The following is a 20,091-nucleotide window of genomic DNA, read 5'->3' as shown; positions in this document are numbered from 1 at the left end:
GCTGCATGGTTGCACCGGAGGTGCCCTGACGCGGGCGCACCGATCCGGCGTACGAAGGAGACCAGCGTGGGCGAACGGGTGGCGATGATCAGCCTCCACACCTCACCCCTGGACCAGCCGGGGACGGGTGACGCGGGCGGCATGAACGTCTACGTCATCGAGCTCGCGAAGCGGCTCGGTGCCCGGGGCATCGACGTCGACGTCTTCACGCGAGCGACCTCCTCGGCGCTGCCGCAGGTGGTCGAGGCCGCCGACAACGTGCTCGTGCGCCACATCGCGGCCGGGCCGTTCGAGGGTCTCGGCAAGGGAGAGCTGCCCGGACAGCTGTGCACCTTCGCCCGCGAGGTGCTGCGCGCCGAGGCGCTGCAGCCGCTGGGCCACTACGACGCCGTCCACTCCCACTACTGGCTGTCCGGCCAGGTCGGTGCCCTCGCGCGCGACCGCTGGAACGTCCCGCTCGTGCACTCGATGCACACGATGGCCAAGGTCAAGAACGAGGCGCTCGCCGCCGGCGACACCCCCGAGCCCGCCTCGCGCGTGATCGGGGAGGAGCAGGTCGTCGAGGCCGCCGACCTCCTCGTCGCCAACACCGGGACCGAGGCCCGCCAGCTCGTCGACCTCTACGACGCCAGCCCCGACGCGGTCGAGGTCATCCACCCCGGCGTCGACCTCACCGTCTTCGCGCCGCGCGACCGCGCGCAGTCCCGTCGCGAGCTCGGCCTGCCGGAGGACGCCGCGGTGCTGATGTTCGCCGGCCGGATCCAGCCGCTCAAGGCGCCCGACGTGCTGCTCCGCGCCGTCGCGGTCATGCTCGCGGACGACCCGTCGCTGCGCCAACGCCTCGTCGTACCCGTCGTCGGTGGGCCCTCCGGCTCCGGCCTCGAGCACCCCACCGCGCTGGCCGACCTGGCCGCCGACCTGGGCATCAGCGACGTCGTCCGGTTCGTGCCGCCGGTGGCGCAGAGCGAGCTGGCCGTCTGGGCCTCGGCCGCCACGGCGGTGGCCGTGCCGTCCTACAACGAGTCCTTCGGCCTCGTCGCCGTGGAGGCGCAGGCGACGGGTACGCCGGTGGTGGCCGCTGCTGTCGGTGGGCTGACCACCGTCGTGCGCGACGAGGTCAGCGGCCTGCTCGTCGACACCCACGAGCCCCGCGACTGGGCCGCCGCGCTGCGCCGGCTCGTCGACGACCCCGCGCTCGTGGAGAAGCTGGGCCGGGGCGCGATCGCCCACGCCCAGGAGTTCAGCTGGGAGCACACCGCCGAGCGGACCCTCGCGGCCTACGAGCGTGCCGCCGGCCGGATGCGTGCTGAGATGGTCTCGTGAAGGAGCTCGAGGTCGTCCGTGCGTACCTGGCGGACAACGAGATCGAGCACGAGGAGACCTCCCGCGAGGGCGTCGACGGGGCGAGCTTCTCGCTGAGCCTGCCCGGCGAGAAGAAGCTCCAGGTCCCCGTCCGGCTCGACGTCGGCCCGCACGCGCTCGGTGTGCACGCCTTCGTCTGCCGCAACCCCGACGAGAACCACGCGCGGGTCTACCGGTGGCTGCTGGAGCGCAACCTGCGGATGTACGCCGTCTCGTTCGCCGTCGACCACGCCGGCGACATCTACCTCGAGGCGCGGCTGCCCCTCGCGTCGGTGACCCCCGACGAGCTCGACCGCGTCCTGGGCTCCGTCCTCGCCAACGCCGACGAGTCCTTCAACGCGATCCTCGAGCTCGGCTTCGCCTCGTCCATCCGCAAGGAGTGGGAGTGGCGGATCTCGCGGGGCGAGTCGACCCGCAACCTCGAGGCCTTCCGCGGCTGGCTCGAGGCGGAGCAGCAGTAGCCGCTGGTCGAGGAGGGCGCGCTGCGCCCGTCACGAGGCCCGGTCGGCCGCCTTCGGCTTCCTCCGCGTCATCAGCACCCCGACGATCGCGAGCGCACCGCCGACGAAGGTCAGCGACGGCGGCACCTCGTCGATGGTCAGCCAGGCGATCAGCGTCGCGATGCCCGGCACGAGGAACGTGGTGAGGGACAGCGCGCCCGCGTCGGTGTGGGTGAGGGCGTAGGCCCAGGTGGTGAAGGCGACCGCGGTCGGCAGCACACCGAGGTAGACGATCCACCAGAGCTCGGCGCCACCGTCGGCGACGATGCCCGGCAGGTCGCGCGAGAAGGGCAGGCAGATCACCGCACCCATCACGAACGACACGAACACCACCTGCACGGACGGCAGCCGGCGCAGCAGCACCTTCTGGGTCAGCACGCCGACGGCGTACATCGCCGCGGCGACGAGCACCAGCAGCACCCCGACCAGGCTCGCGTCGGCGTCCGTCGAGGAGCCCCGCGCGATGACCGCGACGCCAGCGAACCCGACGACCATGCCGCCCAGCAGCCAGCGGTGCATCCGCTCGCCGAAGAGCGGGACGGCCAGCAGCGCGACGATGACCGGGCCGATCTGGATGATCATCGCCGCGGTGCCGGCGTCGACGTGGCGCTCGCCGGCGTTGAGGGCGAGGTTGTAGATGCCGAACCAGCCGATCCCGCCCAGTGCGAGCAGCGTCCACTCGCGACGGGTCGGGCTCACCCAGCCGCGGCGCAGCACCAGCGGCAGCACCACCAGGGCGGCGACCAGCAGGCGGCCGGAGCCGAGCGCCCCGGGGCTGACGTCCTCCGCGACGTGGCGGATCACCACGAACGCCGAGGCCCACATGACCAGGGTGACCGCACCCGCCGCGACGGGCAGCCAGGTCGGCGGCGCAGTGGTCGTGGTGGGCGTCGTGTCGGTGGTTGTCACGAGTGAAGCGTAGGTACGGTCATGACGGACCGCCAGCGGATTCCGGACGTCGTACGCCGACATCCCGCCGCGTCACTGCTCGATGAGCTGGAGGATCGGCTCGGAGTCAATGGTGACCCGCCACCCGTCGGCGGTGGCCGCCAGCACGGGGTCCAGTGGGTCCGGCGCGGCGGTCCTGTCGAGCTCCTCGCCGGTGGCTGCGTCGAGCACCACGACCGTCGCGGTGTCGCCCTTCCCGGCTCGGTCCCACGTGGTCAGCACGACCTCGTCGTCCCCGCGCGGCCTGGCCCGGAGTCGTACGGTGCCCTCGAGGCTGGGTGCCAGGACGCGCCACCTCACGGTGCCGACCGCCATGTCGAGGCCGTAGACGGATCCGTCGGTGCTCGTGACCACCAGCACCGATCCCACGGGTGTCAGGGTGGGCTGGCGCAGGACCGGGAGCAGGGCGTCCCAGCGCTGGTCGCCCGGGCCTGCGTACTGCGACAGGGTGCTGGGGCCGTCTCCTCCGGGGTGGACGTACAGGCGGTCGGCGACGGCCCGGGCCCGCATGTCGGAGCCGGGGGAGGTGACCGTCATCGAGCCGTACCCGTCCGGGGAGTCGCCCTCCACCACCGGCTCGCCGTCCACGGAGTCACCCTCCGCGCCCAGCGTGAAGACGAACCCGCCCGCGATTCCTGCGGCCTCGCCGAATCCCGTACGCACCACGGCGCCGTCCTCCAGGTCGATGGCAGTCCACCCGCACGGGTGCCGTACGAGCACGTATCCGCCACCGATGTCCGGCGGTTCCTCGGTGGCAGCCGTCGCGGCGGTCCACGTCCGGCCGTCGTCGGCGACGCCGGTGACGACGGCCGAGCCACTGGGCCGGCAGTCGCGCTCGCGGTCCTCCGCGCTGGCGGTGCACCCCGCCAGCGTCGTCGCAGCCAGGCACGCCACGACCGACACGCATCTCGTCCTCACGCGGGTCGGACGTGCGCGGGCCGGCGACGGTTGCGCCGCCTCGTCGTCCCGTCAGAGGTCGAGCTTGTAGCCCAGCCCGCGGACCGTGACGAGGTAGCGCGGGTCGCTCGGGTCGGGCTCGAGCTTGGCGCGCAGCCGCTTGACGTGGACGTCGAGGGTCTTGGTGTCGCCGACGTAGTCGGAGCCCCAGACGCGGTCGATGAGCTGGCCGCGGGTCAGCACGCGCCCCGGGTTGCGCAGGAACATCTCCAGCAGCTCGAACTCCTTGAGCGGCAGCCGCTGCTCGGTCCCGTCGACGGTGACGACGTGGCGCTCGACGTCCATCCGCACCGGTCCGGCCTCGAGGGTGTCGGGCATCAGCTCGGGCTCCTGGCCGCGGCGGAGCACCGCGCGGATCCGGGCGACCAGCTCACGGGGGGAGTAGGGCTTGGTGACGTAGTCGTCGGCGCCGAGCTCGAGTCCGACCACCTTGTCGACCTCGTCGTCCTTGGCGCTGACCATGATCACCGGGACCGACGAGGACTGCCGGATCTGGCGGCACACCTCGGTGCCGGGCACGCCGGGCAGCATGAGGTCGAGCAACACGATGTCGGGGCCGAAGCGGTCGAACTCGGTGAGGGCGGTGTTGCCGTCGGCGGCGATCGCCACCTCGTAGCCCTCCTTGCGGAGCATGTAGGCGAGCGCGTCGCTGTAGCTCTCTTCGTCCTCGACGACGAGTACGCGGGTCATGAGCTGGTCTCCTGCTGGGTTCTGCGGACGTGGGTAAGTGGGCGGTCGGGGTCGATGGGTACGACGACCTCGACCGGGGTGGTGCCCGAGCCGTGCTCGGGGCTGGAGTTGCGGGGGAGGGTCAAGGTGAAGGTCGAGCCCTGGCCCTGCACCGACCACACCGAGATGTCGCCGCCGTGGGTGGCGGCCACGTGCTTGACGATCGCGAGTCCGAGGCCGGTGCCGCCGGTGGAGCGGTGGCGTGCCGGGTCGACGCGGTAGAAGCGCTCGAAGATCCGCTCGATGTCCTCGGCGGGGATGCCGATGCCCTGGTCGACCACGGAGATCTGCACCTGGTCGCCCTCGGAGCGGGTGGTGACGACGACGCGCGAGCCGCTGTTGGAGTAGGCCACCGCGTTGGCGACGAGGTTGCTCACTGCCGCGCCGATCAGCTCCTGCGAGCCGAAGACCTCGAGGCCGTGCTCGCCGCGCGACTCCACGGCGATGTCCTTGGCCGCGGCCTCCATCGCGCTGGTGTCGACGGCGGTGGCGACGGCGGCGTCGAGGTCGACCATGACGGGCTTCTCGAGCGGGTCGTGGGCCTGGAGCCGGGACAGCTCGATGATCTGCTGCACGAGCTTGGACAGCCGGTCGCTCTCCGTACGCATCCGGCCCGCGAACCGCTGGACGGCCTCGGGGTCGTCGGAGGCGTCGTTGACCGCCTCGGCCAGCAGCCGGATGGCCCCGACGGGGGTCTTCAGCTCGTGGCTGACGTTGGCCACGAAGTCGCGACGCACCTCCTCCACGCGCTTCTCACGCGTGCGGTCCTCGACCAGCGCGAGCACCAGCCGGGCGCCGAGCGGTGCGACGCGGGCGGTGAGGGTGCGGGCAGTCCCGCCGGCCGGGGCCGGCAAGTCGAGCTCGCTCTCGCGGATCTGCCCGTCGCGGCGCACCTGCGCGACGAGGTCCACCAGCTCGGGCACGACGAGGGTGTTGCCGCGCACCAGCCCGAAGGCGTACGCCGGCGCGGAGGCCTTGAGCACGTGGTCGGACTCGTCGACGACGACCGCGCTCGACCGGAGGATGCTCAGCACCGCTGCGACACCGGCCTGGACGACCGGCTGCTCGACCTCCGGGAGCGTGTGCCGCTGGCGGTCGCTGATGTGCCACGCGAGCACCGCGCCGCCTGCCATGACCGCTCCGACGATCGCGGCCAGACCAGCCTGCATCGTCGGATCCACGCTCACATCGTACGCATCGTGGCACCGCGGACCGCCCCGATGGACGGCCGGCGCCGAGTGTTCACGCGCCGTTCATCGCACACCGACATCTGTTCGTCTTGGCTGCCTACAGTCCCGCTCATGCGTGAGGCTTTCCATGACCAGCTCGACGGCATCTTCGCCGACCTGTCCGACATCTGCGGGATGGTCGAGGTGGCCGTCCACGAGGCCACCAAGGCCCTGATGACCGGCGACATCCACACCGCCGACCAGGTGATCAGCGGCGACAAGGCGATCGACGACGCGCGGGAGCGGGTGGACGACACGTCGTTCCAGCTGCTGTCGCTGCAGCAGCCGGTCGCCGGCGACCTGCGGATGATCGTCTCGGCGCTCCGGATGGTGAGCGAGCTCGAGCGGATGGGCGACCTCTCGGTCCACGTCGCCAAGATCGCCCGGCTCCGCCAGCCGCAGGTGGCGGTGCCCGAGGAGCTGCGCCCGACGATGGAGCGGATGGCCGAGACCGCCGAGGACATGGTCCGACGGGTGCGCGGCATCATCATCGACCGCGACGTCGAGGCCGCCATCGAGCTCGGCCGCGACGACGAGGTGATGGACCAGCTCCGTCGCCGCAGCTTCACCGAGCTGCTGTCGACCGACTGGAAGCACGGCGTGGAGGCTGCGGTCGACATCGCCCTGCTCGGTCGCTACTACGAGCGGATCGCCGACCACTCCGTGTCGGTCGCCAACCGCGTCGTCTTCGTGGTCACCGGCGAGCGGCCCCAGCGCGACTGACGTACGCCGTCCCGCTCGGGCGGGCTCACCGGCCCTGGTTGGCGACGGCGGCTGCAGCCTCGGCGGCGGCCTCGGGGTCGAGGTACTCGCCACCGGCGACGGTGGGCTTCATCGACTCGTCGAGGCGGTAGAGCAGGGGCATGCCGGTCGGGATGTTGAGCCCGGCGATGTCCTCGTCGCTGATGCCGTCGAGGTGCTTGACGAGCGCGCGCAGGCTGTTGCCGTGCGCGGCGACGAGCACCGTCCTGCCGCTCTGCAGGTCGGGCACGATCTCGGCCTCCCAGTAGGGCAGGAAGCGTGCGATGACGTCCTTGAGGCACTCGGTGCGGGGCAGCTCGTCGCCGAGGTCGGCGTAGCGCGGGTCGCCCGCCTGCGACCACTCGTCGGAGTCGTCGAGCGGCGGCGGGGGCACGTCGAACGAGCGGCGCCAGAGCATGAACTGCTCCTCGCCGTACTCCTCGAGCGTCTGCTTCTTGTCCTTGCCCTGGAGGGCGCCGTAGTGGCGCTCGTTGAGCCGCCAGCTGCGCTTGACCGGGATCCAGTGGCGGTCGGCGGCGTCGAGCGACAGGGCGGCGGTGTTGATCGCTCGCCGCTGGAGCGAGGTGTGCACGACGTCGGGGAGGATGCCGGCCTCCCTCATCAGCTCGCCGCCGCGGACGGCCTCGCCGCGACCCTTCTCGGTGAGGGCCACGTCGACCCAGCCGGTGAAGAGGTTCTTGGCGTTCCACTCGCTCTCGCCGTGGCGGAGCAGCACGAGGGTGTGGGTCATGAGGCGTCCAGGCCTTCCCAGTAGCCGGAGTCGTCGGGCACGACCGGTACGTCGATGGAGATGCGCTCGCCGTTGCCGAAGTCGACGGTCAGCGGGACGACGTCCCCGGCGGTGAACTCGCCGGTGAGGACGATGTCGGCCGGGGGGTCGGCGAGGTTGACCAGGCCGCCCGCGGGGATGGTGATCGGGTCGAACTCCGTCCCCGTCACCGTGGCGTCCTGCCCGGCGACGGCGGTGAACGTCTGCTCCTGCGTCGAGTCGTTGTTGGAGAGCGACGCCACGAACGTGCCCGAGCCGTCGGCAGCCGACACCACGACCGCGCCGAGCACGTCGACGACTCCCTCGCGGTTCTCGTTGGCGCTGGTGACGTCGTACACGCGGTCCGTGGCGTAGTCGAAGCCGCAGGAGGACAGCGGAGCGGCGAGCGCGACGACGGTTGCGGCGCTCACGAGGAGTCGATGCTGCATGGCGGACAGCCTAGCGCCGGCCCGCGGTGCGCCTCAGGTCAGGCCGACCGTGTTCGCGACGACGAAGATGGCGACCATGACCAGGGCGATGAAGACGCCCGTGAGCAGCAGCAGGCGAGGGGTGCCGGTCCTCAGCGCGAGCACCATGGGCAGCGAGCGCTCGCCCTCCTCGTGGTCCTGGACCAGGCCCGGCAGGGCGGACAGCAGGTGGACCCCGAGGCCCAGGGCGGCAGCGAGGGCGGTCATCACGACGGTGGGCGGCGTCGTCGTGCCGACGCCGTTCCACCCGCCGTAGGCCAGGAACGCCGGGTAGAGCGCGAAGCTCGCCATCCACGGCAGGAAGGACAGCACGCGCGCGTGGAGGTAGCGATCGCCGACGGCCGAGACGGCCACGATCGCGAGGTAGGCGAGTCCGGCGCGGCGCCCGTGCGCCACGGACAGGGGTACGACGAGGAGCACCGCGCAGGTGAGCGCGAACCACACCGTCCCCGGGTCGAGCCCGCGGACGAGCGGCTTGTCGGGCCGGTGCCGCTCGTCGCGGCGTCGGTCCGTGAGGTCGTCGGCCCAGCCGATGATGCCCTGGCCGACCAGCACGGTGACCGCGACGAGGCCCACCTCGCGGAGGGGGCGGCCGGTGGCGGCGGCTGCCGTGCCGAGCCCCACCGCCATGCTGAGCGCGTGTCGCGGCTGGGCCGCGAGCAGCAGGAGCACGGCGGGTGGCGTGGGCATGGGCGGAAGTATGCCCGGCGGGTTCCGCAGAGGGGGTCCGACCACAGGAACCGTCGATCTGTCAAGCCCGCAAGGGGCCTCTGACCTGCACAAACGCGTCAAGGGCTCGTCGGAACCCGTGTTAGAATGGTCACCTAGGAAAGGGAACTGAACATATGACTTTCACCGTTGGCGAAACGGTCGTCTATCCCAATCACGGGGCCGCTGTCATCGAGGAGATCGAGACGCGGACGATCAAGGGAGAGGACCGCGAGTACCTCGTCCTCCGGATTGTCGCCCAGCAGGACCTGGTCGTTCGCGTGCCGGCCTGCAACCTCGATCTCGTCGGCGTCCGTGACGTCGTCGACAAGGAAGGCCTCGACCGCGTCTTCGACGTGCTGCGGGCCGCCCACGTCGAGGAGCCGACCAACTGGTCGCGCCGCTACAAGGCCAACCTGGAGAAGCTGCACTCCGGTGACGTCATGAAGGTGTCGGAGGTCGTTCGCGACCTGTGGCGCCGCGAGCGCGACCGTGGTCTGTCGGCCGGCGAGAAGCGGATGCTGGCGAAGGCTCGCCAGATCCTGGTCTCCGAGCTCGCGCTCGCCGAGAAGACCAACGAGGACAAGGCCGAGGCCACGCTCGACGAGGTGCTCGCCTCCTGAGCCTGTACGACGCCGATCGAGGCCCCTGGGACGAAGGTCCCCGGGGCCTCGGTCTCGTTCTGGACTACGAGCGCGGCTCCCTGCCCTACGAGCTCGTCCACGGCGAGGCGCTCGTGGCCTGTGCGGCGTGGGCACTGGGTGAGTCCGGGGTCGACCTCGTCGACGCGAGCGTGACCTGGGAAGGCCTGGTCGAGGCCGGCGAGGACGTCGTGCTGCACGACGCGCTCTGCCCGATGACGCCACCCGCCTTCATCGCCGCGTGCGTGGAGCAGGCGCGCGAGTCGGGGGAGGTGGTGGTCGGCTGCCGCCCGGTCACCGACACCGTCAAGGTCGTCGGCGACTCACGCGTCGGCGCGACGCTCGACCGCGACGACCTCGTCGCGATCACCTCGCCGCTCGTGCTCCCGGCCGGCGTCGTCGCGCGGCTGGACCGACGTCCCGCCACCGACCTCGCTCGCGCCGTGGCCGACCTGGCCGCAGCGGGTCACCGTGTCCGACTGCTCCCGGCGCCGGCCGAGGGCCGGCGGGTGTCCTCGGTCGAGGACGTGCGACTGCTTGCCGCCCTCACGTCGGCGACGGCGTAGCCGGCGGATCCGGGCTGAGCTCCGCCGCCAGCGCGACGTCCTCGGGGAAGGTGACCTTGAGGTTGAGCGACGTGCTCGGCACCGCGGCGACCGCCACGTCGGCGTACGCCGTCACGCAGGCCGCGGTGTCGGTGCCCTCGAAGCCGTCGTCGGCCGCCGCGCGGTAGGACGCCAGCAGCTCGGCCGCGCGGAACGCCTGCGGGGTCTGGACGGCTCCGGCCTCGTCGACGACCGGCGTCAGGTCGGCGTGCAGGAGGCGGGGGACCGGCACGACCGGGATCGCCCCACCCACCTCGCGGGCGGCGTCGACCACCGACCGCCAGAGGTCGACGCCCGCGAGCGGGCGGGCGCCGTCGTGGACGACCACGACGTCGACCTCGCCCGACGTGATCGCGTCGGCCAGGACCTGGATCGCCGCCCACTCCGACCGGTGGCGGGTGGCGCCGCCGTCCACCACCAGCACCTCGCGGTCACCCAGGTGGGGCGCCACGGCGGCCTCGACGGAGGTGCGGTCCTCGGGACGGACGACGAGCACGAGACGGCGTACGTCGGGCAGTGCCAGCGCGTCGCGCACCGACCACACCAGCACCGGCACGCCGCGCAGGGGGAGCAGCACCTTGTTGACCTCGGCGCCGACGCGGGTGCCCGACCCGGCGGCCAGGATGACGACGGCCGTGCCGGTCATCGACCGGTGACCAGCGCGGTCGCGATGGCCGCGACACCCTCGCCGCGCCCGGTGAGGCCGAGGCCGTCCGTGGTGGTGGCCGACAGGCTCACCGAGGCGCCGATCGCCTCGGACATGACCCGAACCGCCTCGTCGCGACGGGGGCCGAGGCGCGGTGCGTTGCCGATGACCTGCACCGCGACGTTGCCGATCTCCCAGCCCGCGGCGCGCACCCGGCGTGCCGTCTCGGTGAGGAACGCGACGCCCGAGGCGCCCGCCCACTCGGGCTCCGAGGTGCCGAAGTTGCTGCCGAGGTCGCCGAGCCCGGCGGCCGAGAGGAGCGCGTCGCAGGCGGCGTGCGCGGCCACGTCGGCGTCCGAGTGCCCGTCGAGGCCCGCAGGCTCGTCCGGCCAGGCGAGGCCGGCGAGGTGCATGGGCACGCCGGGCGCCAGCCGGTGCACGTCGGTCCCGATGCCGATGCGGATGCCGGCGCGCTCTCCGTAAGGGGGCTGTAAGGACGTCACGTCGGCATCATGCCCCCTCACGCGTCACAATTGAGACGTGACCGGAGACGTGACTGATCGCCGCCCGCCGTGGGCGCTCGCCGGGGTCCTGGCCGGACTGGCCGGGCTCGCGACGAGCTATGCCACCGCGATGGTGCTCACGATCCGCGAGTCGCCCGTCGTCGCTGTCGCCGAAGCGGTCATCAGGCTGACGCCCGGTGAGGCCGCCGAGCGGGCCATCTCGGTGCTGGGTCACTTCGACAAGCCGGCGCTGGTCGCCGGGATCCTGCTCCTCCTGCTCGCGTGCTTCGCGCTGGCCGGGCGCCTCGCCGCGAAGGGTTTCTGGCAGCCGCTGGCGGTGTGGTTCGCGCTGGCCGGGCTCGGCCTCGCCGCCGTGCTGGCGCAGCGCAGCGCCGGCCCCGCCGACGCCCTGCCGGTCCTGGTCGGCCTGGTCACCTGGGTCACCGCGCACTCCGCGCTCAACGACGCGCTGCGCCGCGAGCAGCGCCGCCCCGAGCTCGAGTCGCACGAGCGCCGGGTGTTCGTGATGGTCGCCGGCGCGATCTCCCTCGCCGCGGTCGGCATCGCGGTCGGCGGCCGGGTGGTCGGTGCCGGTCGTCGCCACGTGGAGGCGAGCCGCCGGCTGCTCCGGATCCCCGGCGTCACCCGCCGGATGCCGCCCGCCGCCACCTCCGTCGGACTCGCCGGCATCGCGCCGTGGCAGACGCCCAACGAGGACTTCTACCTGATCGACACGACCCTGGCGAAGCCGACCATCGAGCCCAAGGACTGGTCGCTGCGGATCCACGGCCTCGTCGACCGTGAGCTGGTCATCAGCTACTCCGACCTGGTCTCGCGGGAGCTGACCGAGTCGTGGATCACCCTCAACTGCGTCAGCAACGAGGTGGGTGGCGGCCTCGTCGGCAACGCCCGCTGGAGCGGCGTACGCCTCGCGGACCTGCTCGCCGACCTCGGCGTCTCCGACCAGGCCGACGCGGTGCTGCAGACCTCGCACGACGGATGGTTCTGCGCCACCCCGCTGGCGGCCCTGACCGACGACCGCGACGCGATGCTCGCCGTCGCGATGAACGGCCGGCCGCTCCCCATCGAGCACGGCTTCCCCGTCCGGACGGTCGTCCCCGGGCTCTACGGCTACGTCTCGGCCACCAAGTGGGTGGTCGACATGGAGGTCACCACCTTCGACAAGGCCGTCGGCTACTGGACGACGAAGGGGTGGTCGGCGGAGGGGCCCGTCAAGATCGCCTCGCGCATCGACGTGCCCCGCTCGGGCGACGACGTCGAGGCGGGCGAGGTGCGCATCGGCGGCGTCGCGTGGCACCAGCACACCGGCATCGAGGCCGTCGAGGTGCAGGTCGACGGCCGCGACTGGGAGCGCGCCGACCTGGGTGAGGTGCCGTCGGTCGACACGTGGGTCCAGTGGGCCGTCACGGTCGACGTGCCGGAGGGAGACCACACCGTGCGCGTGCGGGCCATCGGCAAGGACGGTGCGACCCAGACCGACGTCGTGCGCGCCCCCGACCCGGACGGGTCGACCGGCCTGCACACCATCGAGGTCCGCGCCTCCTGACGGGCCGTCCTGATCAGCCGTTGCGGATGACGTACGCCGTCCCGCCGGAGGCGCTGATCCAGATCCGCTCGAACTGCGCGCGGTCGTAGACGCGGCGCACCTCGGCGTCGGTCGCGCCGGCGGGGTCGTTGACCACCACGTCGCCGTCGGCCTCGAACCCGACGATCACCATGAGGTGGCCGTTGCTCGACGAGATCGGCGCGCCCGTCAGCTGGTTGCGTCCGAACGCGACGGACACGATCAGCGGCACCCCGGCCGCGATCAGGTCCTCGGCCTCCCGCAGCCCGCTCATCCGGGTGACGTAGGAGTCGCCCGCGACGAGCGTCGCTGCGTAGGCGGTGTTGAAGGCCCAGTTGCCGGTGCCGCGGTAGCCGTGGTCGTAGACCATCTTGGCGGTGTGGTCGACGACGGCGTCGACGTGCCCGGCCGCGATGTCGGTCGGGGTGGGGGAGATGCCGTAGTAGCCCAGCACCATCGCGGTCGACGTCGCCGAGCACCAGGCCTCGCCTCCGCCGCCCCACTGCGGGTAGTGGCCGCTGTGCACCATCTGCGACAGCGTCGGGACGGGCAGGACGGTGCCGACGGACGGGCCGGGGGTCGAGGTCGGCCGCGGCGCGCTCGCGTCGACCGACGCGACGGCGCCGACGCGCTCGAGGCTGACGGCCAGGCTCGACCCGCGCGGCCGCATCAGGGTGACCCGCACCTGCCACGAGGCGATCGAGCTCGCGGCGTACCAGGTGTCGACGCTGACGCGGCCGAGGTCGTCCGCCTGGCCGGAGTACGACGTCCGCGCGACGGGGCGGCCGGTGCGCGACCAGTCGGCCATCGTGTCCCAGCTGCCGACGGACCCGTCGACAGCCATCGCGCGCACCTCGACGCGCACGAGGCTCTTGCCCGGCGTCGTGGCCTCCCAGGTCGGGATGAGGGCGGTCGCGTCGAAGCCCGGCGTCGCCCACGGTGACGTCCAGGTGCCGGCCTCGTAGCGGCGCCCGGCGACGGTGCGCGGCGTGGGCTTCCGCAGGGCGACCTGGCCCCGGCCGAGCTTGAGGCCCTTGCGGGTGCCGGCCTTCAGGTCGGCGTACGAGCTCCACGACACGAGCGAGACCTGGGCCGCGGACCGGGCCGCCGACCGGGCCGCCGCCTCGGCTCCGTGCATGGGCGACAACGCGCCGAGCAGCAGTGGGAGCAGGAGAATCGGGGCGGCGCGGCGACGGAGCACCGGGCGACGATATCCCGTCCAGCCCCACCCGTCCCAGGAGTCACGGCACGCTGTTGCGTATGGCGACTCTTCACCAAATCGGGACCGAAGGAATGTCAGGTGTTTTGCGACACACGCGCGCGACGCTCCTTAGCCTGTGCGAGGCCGCCATCGGGTTGTCCTGCGGCCCTTCAATTTCGGAGACTTCGCCTTGCCTCGACGCGCCCCCCGCAACGCGCTCAGCCTCACCACTCTCCTCGCCCTCGTGGCTGCTCCGCTGGCGATGGGCTTCACCGCCCCGGCCGGCGCGAGCGTCTCGGCGGCGATCTCGTCCTTCCCCTACACGCAGGACTGGTCCGGCCTCACCGCCACCAGCACGTGGGCGGACTTCCCCGGGGTGGAGGGCTTCACCACCGGCACGACCATCGCTCCCTTGAACCCGCCCAACACCACCAACGCCGGCACCTACACGGCCGAGGGCACCCTCACGTCGAACCTCGTGATGCGCACGGGCACGGTGGCGCCGAACACGGACTCCAACGGCGGTGTCCTGGCCTACCCCAACGTCGCGGACAAGACCGTTGCGCTCAGCGCCACCGGCACCGTCACCACCCCGCTGCTGGTCCTCCACCTCAACACCACGGGCAGGGCCGGCCTCGACGTCGCCTACGACGTCCAGGACATGGACAGCAGCACCACCGACGACCAGCCGACCCGCGTCGCCCTGCAGTACCGCGTCGGCACCACCGGTGCGTACACCAACCTCCCCGACGCGTACGTTCCCGACGCGACGACGGTGGGCAACACGACGGTGACCTCGACGCACGTGTCGGTGCCCCTGCCGGCCGCGGTCGACAACAAGGCGGACGTCTACCTCCGCATCCTCACCCTCGACAACGCCAGCGGCAGCAACGAGCACGTCGGCATCGACAACATCTCGATCACCGAGACCTCCGGCCCGCTGGCGCTGACGAACCCGGGCGACAAGGCCTTCTACACCGACACCCCCATCGCCAGCTTCACACCCCGGGTCGCCGGTGGCACGCGTCCCTACACGTGGTCGTCCACCGCGCTTCCGGCCGGGCTGACGATGTCGGCGACCGGCGCCATCTCGGGCACCCCCACCGTGGCCGGCAGCTACCCCGTCACCGTCACCGTCACCGACAGCGCGTCCGGCACCGCGTCCACGACCTTCACCATCGTCGTCTCCGCCCCCGACCCGCTCGTCGCCACCAACCCGGGTGACAGGACGACGTACGTCAACCAGACGATGGCCAGCTTCACGATGGCCTCCACCGGCGGAGCGCCGGCGTACACCTGGAGCGCCACCGGCCTCCCGGCCGGCGTGACGATGTCCGCCGCCGGTGTCCTGTCCGGCACGCCCACCGTGACCGGCAGCTTCCCGGTCGTCGCCACCGTGACCGACGGCGGCGGTCGGACCTCGCAGACCACCTTCACCCTCACCGTGTCGGCCGTGCCCACGCGCACGATCGCCGAGATCCAGGGCACCGGTGCGGCCTCGCCGTTCGTCGACGACTTCGCGACCACCGAGGGTGTCGTCACCGCCGTCTACACCAACAACCGTTACGGCACCGGCTCCTCGACCCACCTGACCGAGCTCGGTGGCTTCTACCTCCAGACCGGCGGAACGCCCGACACCCCGGGCGCCTCGGACGCCGTATTCGTCTTCATGGGTGCCAAGACGCCGCCGGCGATCGGCGACTCCGTCCGCGTCACCGGCAAGGTGACCGAGTACTTCGGCCTCACCGAGATCAGCCCGGCCCGGGCCGCTGACGTCGTCGCGCTGCCGACCGCCCTCCCGGCCGTCGTCCCCGGCACCGACCTGCCCGGCACGACCTGCGCGGTCGGCGAGTGCGCCACGGGCGCCGAGCTGGCGGCGCTGCGGGAGGCCCACGAGAGTGAGGCGTTCCTCCCCACGGGCGACTACACCGTCTCCGACTCCTACGACGGCAGCGCGTGGGCCCAGTCCGGCTCCCTTGGCTTCGCCATGCAGGGCGAGATCGGCCTCGCCGCCAACAGCGACGAGCCGCTCGTGATCGGCACCGAGGAGATCCCCGCGTCCGACGCCGCCGCCCTGGCCGAGCACAACGCCTGGAACGAGGCGCACCGCGTCACGCTCGACGACGGTGCGGACGTCGACTACTCCGCCTCGTCCGTCGAGGACGTCGCGGGCTTCCCGTGGCTGACCCCGTCCAACTCGCCCCGCGTGGGCGCGAAGGTGACCTTCGCACAGCCGCTGATCTTCACCTTCCGGTTCGACATGTGGCGCCTCGACACCCGTACGCGCGTCGCGCCCGGCACCGACGGCACCGCCCAGGGCGTCGCCTTCGAGGACACCCGCGCGCTCAACGCCGCGCCGGACGACGTGCTCGGCGCCGAGGGCAACCTCAAGATCGCCACGTTCAACATGCTCAACTACTTCACCGTCACCGGTGAGGACTACGTCGCCTCGCCGTCGTTCGACCCGAACCCGGTCGACCCGAAGCTGCCGCGCTACACCCGCAAGTGCAGCTACTACACGGACCGCCTCGGCGACCGCGTCAGCAACGACGAGTGCGGTGAGTACGACCTCGCCCCGAGCCCGGATGCCCTGATGTGGCCCGGCCCGCGGGGTGCGGCGCAGAAGAGCGGGGGCACCGACCTCACGGCGCTCACCGCCGACTTCGAGCGCCAGCAGGCCAAGGAGATCAAGGCCATCAACACGATGGACGCCGATGTCATGAGCCTGGAGGAGGTCGAGAACTCCAGCAAGATCATCGACGGCCTCGATCGCGACAGCGCCCTGAGCCACCTCGTCGACGTGCTCAACGCCGACTGGGCCTCGTCGCACCCGGGTGACGACAACCGCTGGGCCTTCGTCCCGTCGCCGCGACCTGCTGCGCAGCCGACGCTGCTGGAGCAGGACGCGATCCGGTCGGCCTTCATCTACAACCCCGACACGGTCGAGAGGATCGGCGCGAGCCGGATCCTCGTCAACAGCGCGCCGTTCCGCAACGCTCGCGAGCCGCTGGCCCAGGCCTTCGTCCGCAAGGGCGGTTCGAACGCCGACGGCTTCGCCGTGATCGTCAACCACTTCAAGTCCAAGGGTGGTCCGTCGGTGACGCCGACCGTGCCGCTGGGCGACAACGACGACACGGGCAACGGCGCCGGCTTCTACAACGGTGACCGCGTCCGCCAGGCAAAGGCCCTGGTCGCCTTCGCCAACGACTTCCTCGACGACAAGCAGATCGAGGCGGCCTTCCTCACTGGTGACTACAACGCCTACTCGCAGGAGGACCCGGTCCAGGCGATCGTCGCCGCCGGCTACGAGGACCTGCACCCGGCCAACGGTCAGAAGACCTACAGCTTCGGCGGTCTCGCCGGATCGCTCGACCACGTGTTCGCCAACGAGGCGGCGCAGGCCTGGGTGACCGGCAAGGACGTCTGGGAGATCAACTCCAACGAGTCGGTCTACTACGAGTACTCGCGCTACAACGCGAACCTCACCAACCTCTACGCGCCGAACCAGTTCCGCTCCTCCGACCACAACCCGGAGATCATCGGTGTCAACGCGCCGAAGACCCCGGGGTCGTCGGCAGTCGACACCGTCCAGGTGCTCGCGTCCAACGACTTCCACGGTCGTCTGCTCGACGACCCGGCGAGCGCCTCGGCCGGTGCCGCGGCGATGGCCGAGGCCGTCAAGGGCCTGCGTGACCCCGTCACGGGCAACCCCAACACCGTGTTCGCGATGGCGGGCGACATCGTCGGCGCCTCGACGTTCGAGTCGTTCATCCAGAACGACAAGCCGACGATCGACGCGATGAACGAGGCCGGCCTCGAGGTGTCCGCTGCAGGCAACCACGAGTTCGACCAGGGTTACGACGACCTGATGGACCGCATCATGTCCGCGACCGACCCCGAGGGTGGGGCTGACTGGCCCTACATCGCGGCCAACGTCCGCAAGGCCGCCGACCTCGAGGCGTACGCCCTCGAGACGACCCGCGAGGACGGCAACTTCGCCCACTCCAACGGCGCCACGTGGTGGAAGGACTTCAGCGGCCTCAACGGTGGCGCCGGTATCCGCGTCGGCTTCGTCGGCGCGGTCACCGAGGACCTCGACGCGCTCGTCGCGCCGGGCATGCTCGACGGCGTCGCGATCACCGGCATCGTCGAGGAGGTCAACGACGCGGCCGCCGAGCTGAAGACCGACGGCTGTGGCGGTGAGCCCTGCGACCTGGTCATCGAGCTCGTCCACGAGGGTGCGCCCTCGCCGAGCTGCGACACGCTCCGGAACGACGAGGACTCGACCTTCGGCCGGATCGTGCACGGGGCGAGCGACGACGTCGACGCCATCGTGTCGGGCCACACGCACCTCAAGTACAACTGCAAGGTCGACGTCGAGGGGAAGACGTTCTCGGACGGTTCGCCCTACAAGCGTCCGGTCGTCTCGGCCGGCCAGTACGGCTCGTTCCTCAACCAGCTCGAGTTCGACTTCGCGCCCGGCACCGCCGACCTGGTGGGCATCCGCCAGCACGTGCTCGCGATGAAGGACTACGACGACGACGCCGACACGAAGGCCATCGTGGACGCCGCGGTCGCCGTGGCGGAGACGGAGGGCAACGTCGAGCTCGGTCAGGTCACGGGTCCGTTCAAGCGGGCACGTCGCTCCGACCCGACGAGCGGCATCGTGGAGAACCGCGGTGGCGAGTCGACCCTCGGCAACCTCGTCGCGGAGATCCAGCGCGAGGCGACCCAGGCCGACATCGGCGTGATGAACCCGGGTGGCCTCCGCGACGACCTGATCGGCACCGGCGACGGCGCCGGCCCGGTCACCTACCGCGAGGCAGCCAACGTCCAGCCGTTCGCCAACACGCTGGTCACCACGGTGCTGACCGGTGCCGAGGTGAAGCTGCTCCTCGAGCAGCAGTGGCAGCGCGACCCGGACAACAACATCCCGTCGCGTCCGTTCCTGCGGCTGGGCACCTCGAAGGGCTTCACCTGGACCGAGGACTCCTCGCGTGACGAGGGCGACCGGATCACGGGCATCTGGCTCGACGGCACGCAGCTCGACCCGGCGGCGGACTACGTCGTCTCGTCCAACAGCTTCATCGCCAGCGGGGGCGACAACTTCCGGGCGCTGACGATGGGCCCGCAGCAGGACACGGGCGTCACCGACCTGCAGGCGACCGTCGACTACCTGGAGGCGCACCCGACCCTGGCCGTCGACTACGCCCAGCACGGTGTGGGCGCCCGCGTCCCGGCCGGCCCGTTCGCGGCCGGTGACACCGTCACCATCCCCGTCGACTCGCTGTCGATGACGGGCGAGGGCGACACGACCGACACGACGGTGGCCGTCACGATGGGTGCCCGCAACCTCGGCACCTTCCCCGTGGCCACCAGCCTGCCGACGACGCCGTACGACATCCCGGGTGCGGGCACGGTGACGTTCACCCTGCCGTCCGGCCTGTCGGGCGGGACGCAGTGGATCACGCTCACCGGCGGTGCCACCGGCACCGTCTCGCAGGTGCCGGTCTCGGTGAACGACAACCGGGCGGCGTCCACCGTCTCGGGACAGGCCGCGGACATCACGTACGGCGAGGCCGGCGAGGTCTCCGTGACGGTCACCCCCGCCACGGCGACGGGCACGGTCGAGCTCTACGACGGCGCGGACAAGATCGGCGAAGGCACCCTCACGGGCGACGCCACGACGATCGCGATCCCGGCCGGTTCGCTCGAGGTCGGCACGCACACGCTGACCCTCAAGTACCTCGGTGACGACGACACCAGGCCCTCGCAGGGCTCGGTCGACGTCGAGGTCGTCAAGGTGGCCTCCACGGTGTCGGGCACGGCTGCCGACATCACCTGGGGCGACGCCGGCTCGGTGTCCGTCACGGTCGACCCGACCGACGCGACCGGCACGGTCGAGCTCTACGACGGTGACACCAAGCTGGGCGAGGGCACCCTCTCCAGCGGCGGCACCACCATCGCGATCGCCGCGAAGGCGCTGCCCGTGGGCACCCACCCGCTGACCCTGGAGTACCTCGGTGACGGCACGCACGCCGCCGACCAGGGCTCGGTGTCGGTGAAGGTGGTCAAGGCGTCCCCGTCGGTGTCGGGCACGGCTGCCGACATCACCTGGGGCGACGCCGGCTCGGTGTCCGTCACGGTCGACCCGACCGACGCGACCGGCACGGTCGAGCTCTACGACGGTGACACCAAGCTGGGCGAGGGCACCCTCTCCAGCGGCGGCACCACCATCGCGATCGCCGCGAAGGCGCTGCCCGTGGGCACCCACCCGCTGACCCTGGAGTACCTCGGTGACGGCACGCACGCCGCCGACCAGGGCTCGGTGTCGGTGAAGGTGGTCAAGGCGTCCCCGTCGGTGTCGGGCACGGCTGCCGACATCACGTGGGGCGACGCCGGTTCGGTCGCGGTGACGGTCGCCCCGTCGTCGGCGACCGGCACGGTCGAGCTGTACGACGGCGCGACCAAGCTGGGTC

The 20,091-nt window shown here is 71.7% G+C and carries 17 protein-coding genes; 7 read left to right on the top strand and 10 right to left on the bottom strand.

What is annotated here, in order from left to right:
* Positions 1-66: 66 nt before the first annotated feature.
* Positions 67-1,323 carry a D-inositol-3-phosphate glycosyltransferase gene (gene mshA, locus JI751_RS15480; protein WP_307814284.1) on the top strand — a complete coding sequence of 419 codons (1,257 nt, stop codon included), beginning with the start codon at positions 67-69 and terminating at the stop codon, positions 1,321-1,323.
* Positions 1,320-1,823: a type III secretion system chaperone family protein gene (locus tag JI751_RS15475; RefSeq protein ID WP_201938634.1), complete on the top strand. Its 504-nt coding sequence runs from the start codon at positions 1,320-1,322 to the stop codon at positions 1,821-1,823. Before mshA ends, JI751_RS15475 begins: the two co-directional genes overlap by 4 nt.
* A gap of 30 nt (positions 1,824-1,853) precedes the next feature.
* Here JI751_RS15475 and JI751_RS15470 read toward each other — a convergent pair whose 3' ends face one another.
* The 4 genes from JI751_RS15470 to JI751_RS15455 all read right to left on the bottom strand — a co-directional run bounded on the left by JI751_RS15470 (position 1,854) and on the right by JI751_RS15455 (position 5,677).
* The gene (locus JI751_RS15470) at positions 1,854-2,771 is read right to left on the bottom strand and encodes a DMT family transporter (RefSeq protein WP_307814283.1); all 918 of its coding nucleotides are present in this window, start codon (positions 2,769-2,771) and stop codon (positions 1,854-1,856) included.
* A 72-nt stretch (positions 2,772-2,843) separates the two neighbouring features.
* Entirely contained in the window at positions 2,844-3,713 is an 870-nt protein-coding gene (locus JI751_RS15465; RefSeq protein WP_201938631.1) for a PQQ-binding-like beta-propeller repeat protein, read from the bottom strand.
* Between the two features lie 66 nt (positions 3,714-3,779).
* On the bottom strand, positions 3,780-4,457 hold the full coding sequence (locus JI751_RS15460) for a response regulator (RefSeq protein ID WP_201938629.1): 678 nt from the start codon (positions 4,455-4,457) through the stop codon (positions 3,780-3,782).
* Positions 4,454-5,677, bottom strand: a complete 1,224-nt coding sequence (locus tag JI751_RS15455; RefSeq protein WP_201938627.1) for a sensor histidine kinase — start codon at positions 5,675-5,677, stop codon at positions 4,454-4,456. Before JI751_RS15455 ends, JI751_RS15460 begins: the two co-directional genes overlap by 4 nt.
* 120 nt (positions 5,678-5,797) lie before the next feature.
* Between JI751_RS15455 and phoU the strand changes: the two genes are divergently transcribed.
* The gene (gene phoU / locus JI751_RS15450; protein WP_201938625.1) at positions 5,798-6,448 is read left to right on the top strand and encodes a phosphate signaling complex protein PhoU; all 651 of its coding nucleotides are present in this window, start codon (positions 5,798-5,800) and stop codon (positions 6,446-6,448) included.
* Between the two features lie 25 nt (positions 6,449-6,473).
* Here the strand turns inward: phoU and JI751_RS15445 are convergent, their stop codons facing one another.
* Genes JI751_RS15445 through JI751_RS15435 form a run of 3 tightly spaced genes read right to left on the bottom strand, consistent with a single transcriptional unit; the run spans position 6,474 to position 8,413 of the window.
* Positions 6,474-7,217, bottom strand: coding sequence for a phosphoglyceromutase (locus JI751_RS15445; RefSeq protein ID WP_201938624.1), 744 nt, complete (start codon positions 7,215-7,217; stop codon positions 6,474-6,476).
* Positions 7,214-7,684 (bottom strand): copper chaperone PCu(A)C, encoded by a 471-nt coding sequence (locus tag JI751_RS15440; RefSeq protein WP_201938623.1) that lies wholly within the window; start codon positions 7,682-7,684, stop codon positions 7,214-7,216. The genes JI751_RS15445 and JI751_RS15440 overlap by 4 nt, the downstream gene beginning before the upstream one ends.
* 33 nt (positions 7,685-7,717) lie before the next feature.
* On the bottom strand, positions 7,718-8,413 hold the full coding sequence (locus tag JI751_RS15435) for a UbiA family prenyltransferase (protein ID WP_201938622.1): 696 nt from the start codon (positions 8,411-8,413) through the stop codon (positions 7,718-7,720).
* Positions 8,414-8,568: 155 nt separating this feature from the next.
* Between JI751_RS15435 and JI751_RS15430 the strand changes: the two genes are divergently transcribed.
* Together JI751_RS15430 and JI751_RS15425 are read left to right on the top strand one after the other, a co-directional pair.
* On the top strand, positions 8,569-9,054 hold the full coding sequence (locus JI751_RS15430; protein ID WP_129478715.1) for a CarD family transcriptional regulator: 486 nt from the start codon (positions 8,569-8,571) through the stop codon (positions 9,052-9,054).
* Between the two features lie 113 nt (positions 9,055-9,167).
* Positions 9,168-9,638: a 2-C-methyl-D-erythritol 4-phosphate cytidylyltransferase gene (locus tag JI751_RS15425; protein WP_307814281.1), complete on the top strand. Its 471-nt coding sequence runs from the start codon at positions 9,168-9,170 to the stop codon at positions 9,636-9,638.
* Here the strand turns inward: JI751_RS15425 and JI751_RS15420 are convergent.
* Together JI751_RS15420 and ispF are read right to left on the bottom strand one after the other, a co-directional pair.
* A complete protein-coding gene (locus tag JI751_RS15420) occupies positions 9,619-10,323 on the bottom strand; it encodes an IspD/TarI family cytidylyltransferase (RefSeq protein ID WP_201938621.1) in 705 nt (234 codons plus the stop codon). The genes JI751_RS15425 and JI751_RS15420 overlap by 20 nt on opposite strands.
* Positions 10,320-10,826: a 2-C-methyl-D-erythritol 2,4-cyclodiphosphate synthase gene (gene ispF, locus JI751_RS15415; RefSeq protein WP_307814279.1), complete on the bottom strand. Its 507-nt coding sequence runs from the start codon at positions 10,824-10,826 to the stop codon at positions 10,320-10,322. The genes JI751_RS15420 and ispF overlap by 4 nt, the downstream gene beginning before the upstream one ends.
* A 37-nt stretch (positions 10,827-10,863) precedes the next feature.
* Between ispF and JI751_RS15410 the strand changes: the two genes are divergently transcribed.
* Positions 10,864-12,393 carry a molybdopterin-dependent oxidoreductase gene (locus tag JI751_RS15410; RefSeq protein ID WP_307814278.1) on the top strand — a complete coding sequence of 510 codons (1,530 nt, stop codon included), beginning with the start codon at positions 10,864-10,866 and terminating at the stop codon, positions 12,391-12,393.
* 13 nt (positions 12,394-12,406) lie between these two features.
* On the opposite strand, the gene JI751_RS21930 is transcribed toward JI751_RS15410, so the two are convergent.
* Positions 12,407-13,612, bottom strand: a complete 1,206-nt coding sequence (locus JI751_RS21930; RefSeq protein WP_201938620.1) for a C39 family peptidase — start codon at positions 13,610-13,612, stop codon at positions 12,407-12,409.
* A 190-nt stretch (positions 13,613-13,802) separates the two neighbouring features.
* On the opposite strand from JI751_RS21930, the gene JI751_RS15400 reads away from it, so the two are divergent.
* Positions 13,803-20,091 (top strand): ExeM/NucH family extracellular endonuclease (locus tag JI751_RS15400; protein ID WP_201938619.1); only part of this gene is annotated, 6,289 nt, incomplete at its 3' end.

This window comes from Nocardioides baculatus (assembly GCF_016735675.1).
In the GTDB taxonomy this organism is placed as follows: domain Bacteria; phylum Actinomycetota; class Actinomycetes; order Propionibacteriales; family Nocardioidaceae; genus Nocardioides; species Nocardioides baculatus.
The sequence above is the reverse complement of the archived record's forward strand: the minus strand, read 5'-3'. Positions and strand labels throughout refer to the sequence as shown.

What these genes read in the sequence shown, in the direction of transcription:
- JI751_RS15460 (WP_201938629.1), bottom strand. Translation starts at nt 4,457, where the DNA reads ATGACCCGCGTACTCGTCGTCGAGGACGAAGAGAGCTACAGCGACGCG.
- JI751_RS15435 (WP_201938622.1), bottom strand. Translation starts at nt 8,413, where the DNA reads ATGCCCACGCCACCCGCCGTGCTCCTGCTGCTCGCGGCCCAGCCGCGA.
- JI751_RS15430 (WP_129478715.1), top strand. Translation starts at nt 8,569, where the DNA reads ATGACTTTCACCGTTGGCGAAACGGTCGTCTATCCCAATCACGGGGCC.
- JI751_RS15440 (WP_201938623.1), bottom strand. Translation starts at nt 7,684, where the DNA reads ATGCAGCATCGACTCCTCGTGAGCGCCGCAACCGTCGTCGCGCTCGCC.
- phoU (WP_201938625.1), top strand. Translation starts at nt 5,798, where the DNA reads ATGCGTGAGGCTTTCCATGACCAGCTCGACGGCATCTTCGCCGACCTG.
- JI751_RS15420 (WP_201938621.1), bottom strand. Translation starts at nt 10,323, where the DNA reads ATGACCGGCACGGCCGTCGTCATCCTGGCCGCCGGGTCGGGCACCCGC.
- JI751_RS15445 (WP_201938624.1), bottom strand. Translation starts at nt 7,217, where the DNA reads ATGACCCACACCCTCGTGCTGCTCCGCCACGGCGAGAGCGAGTGGAAC.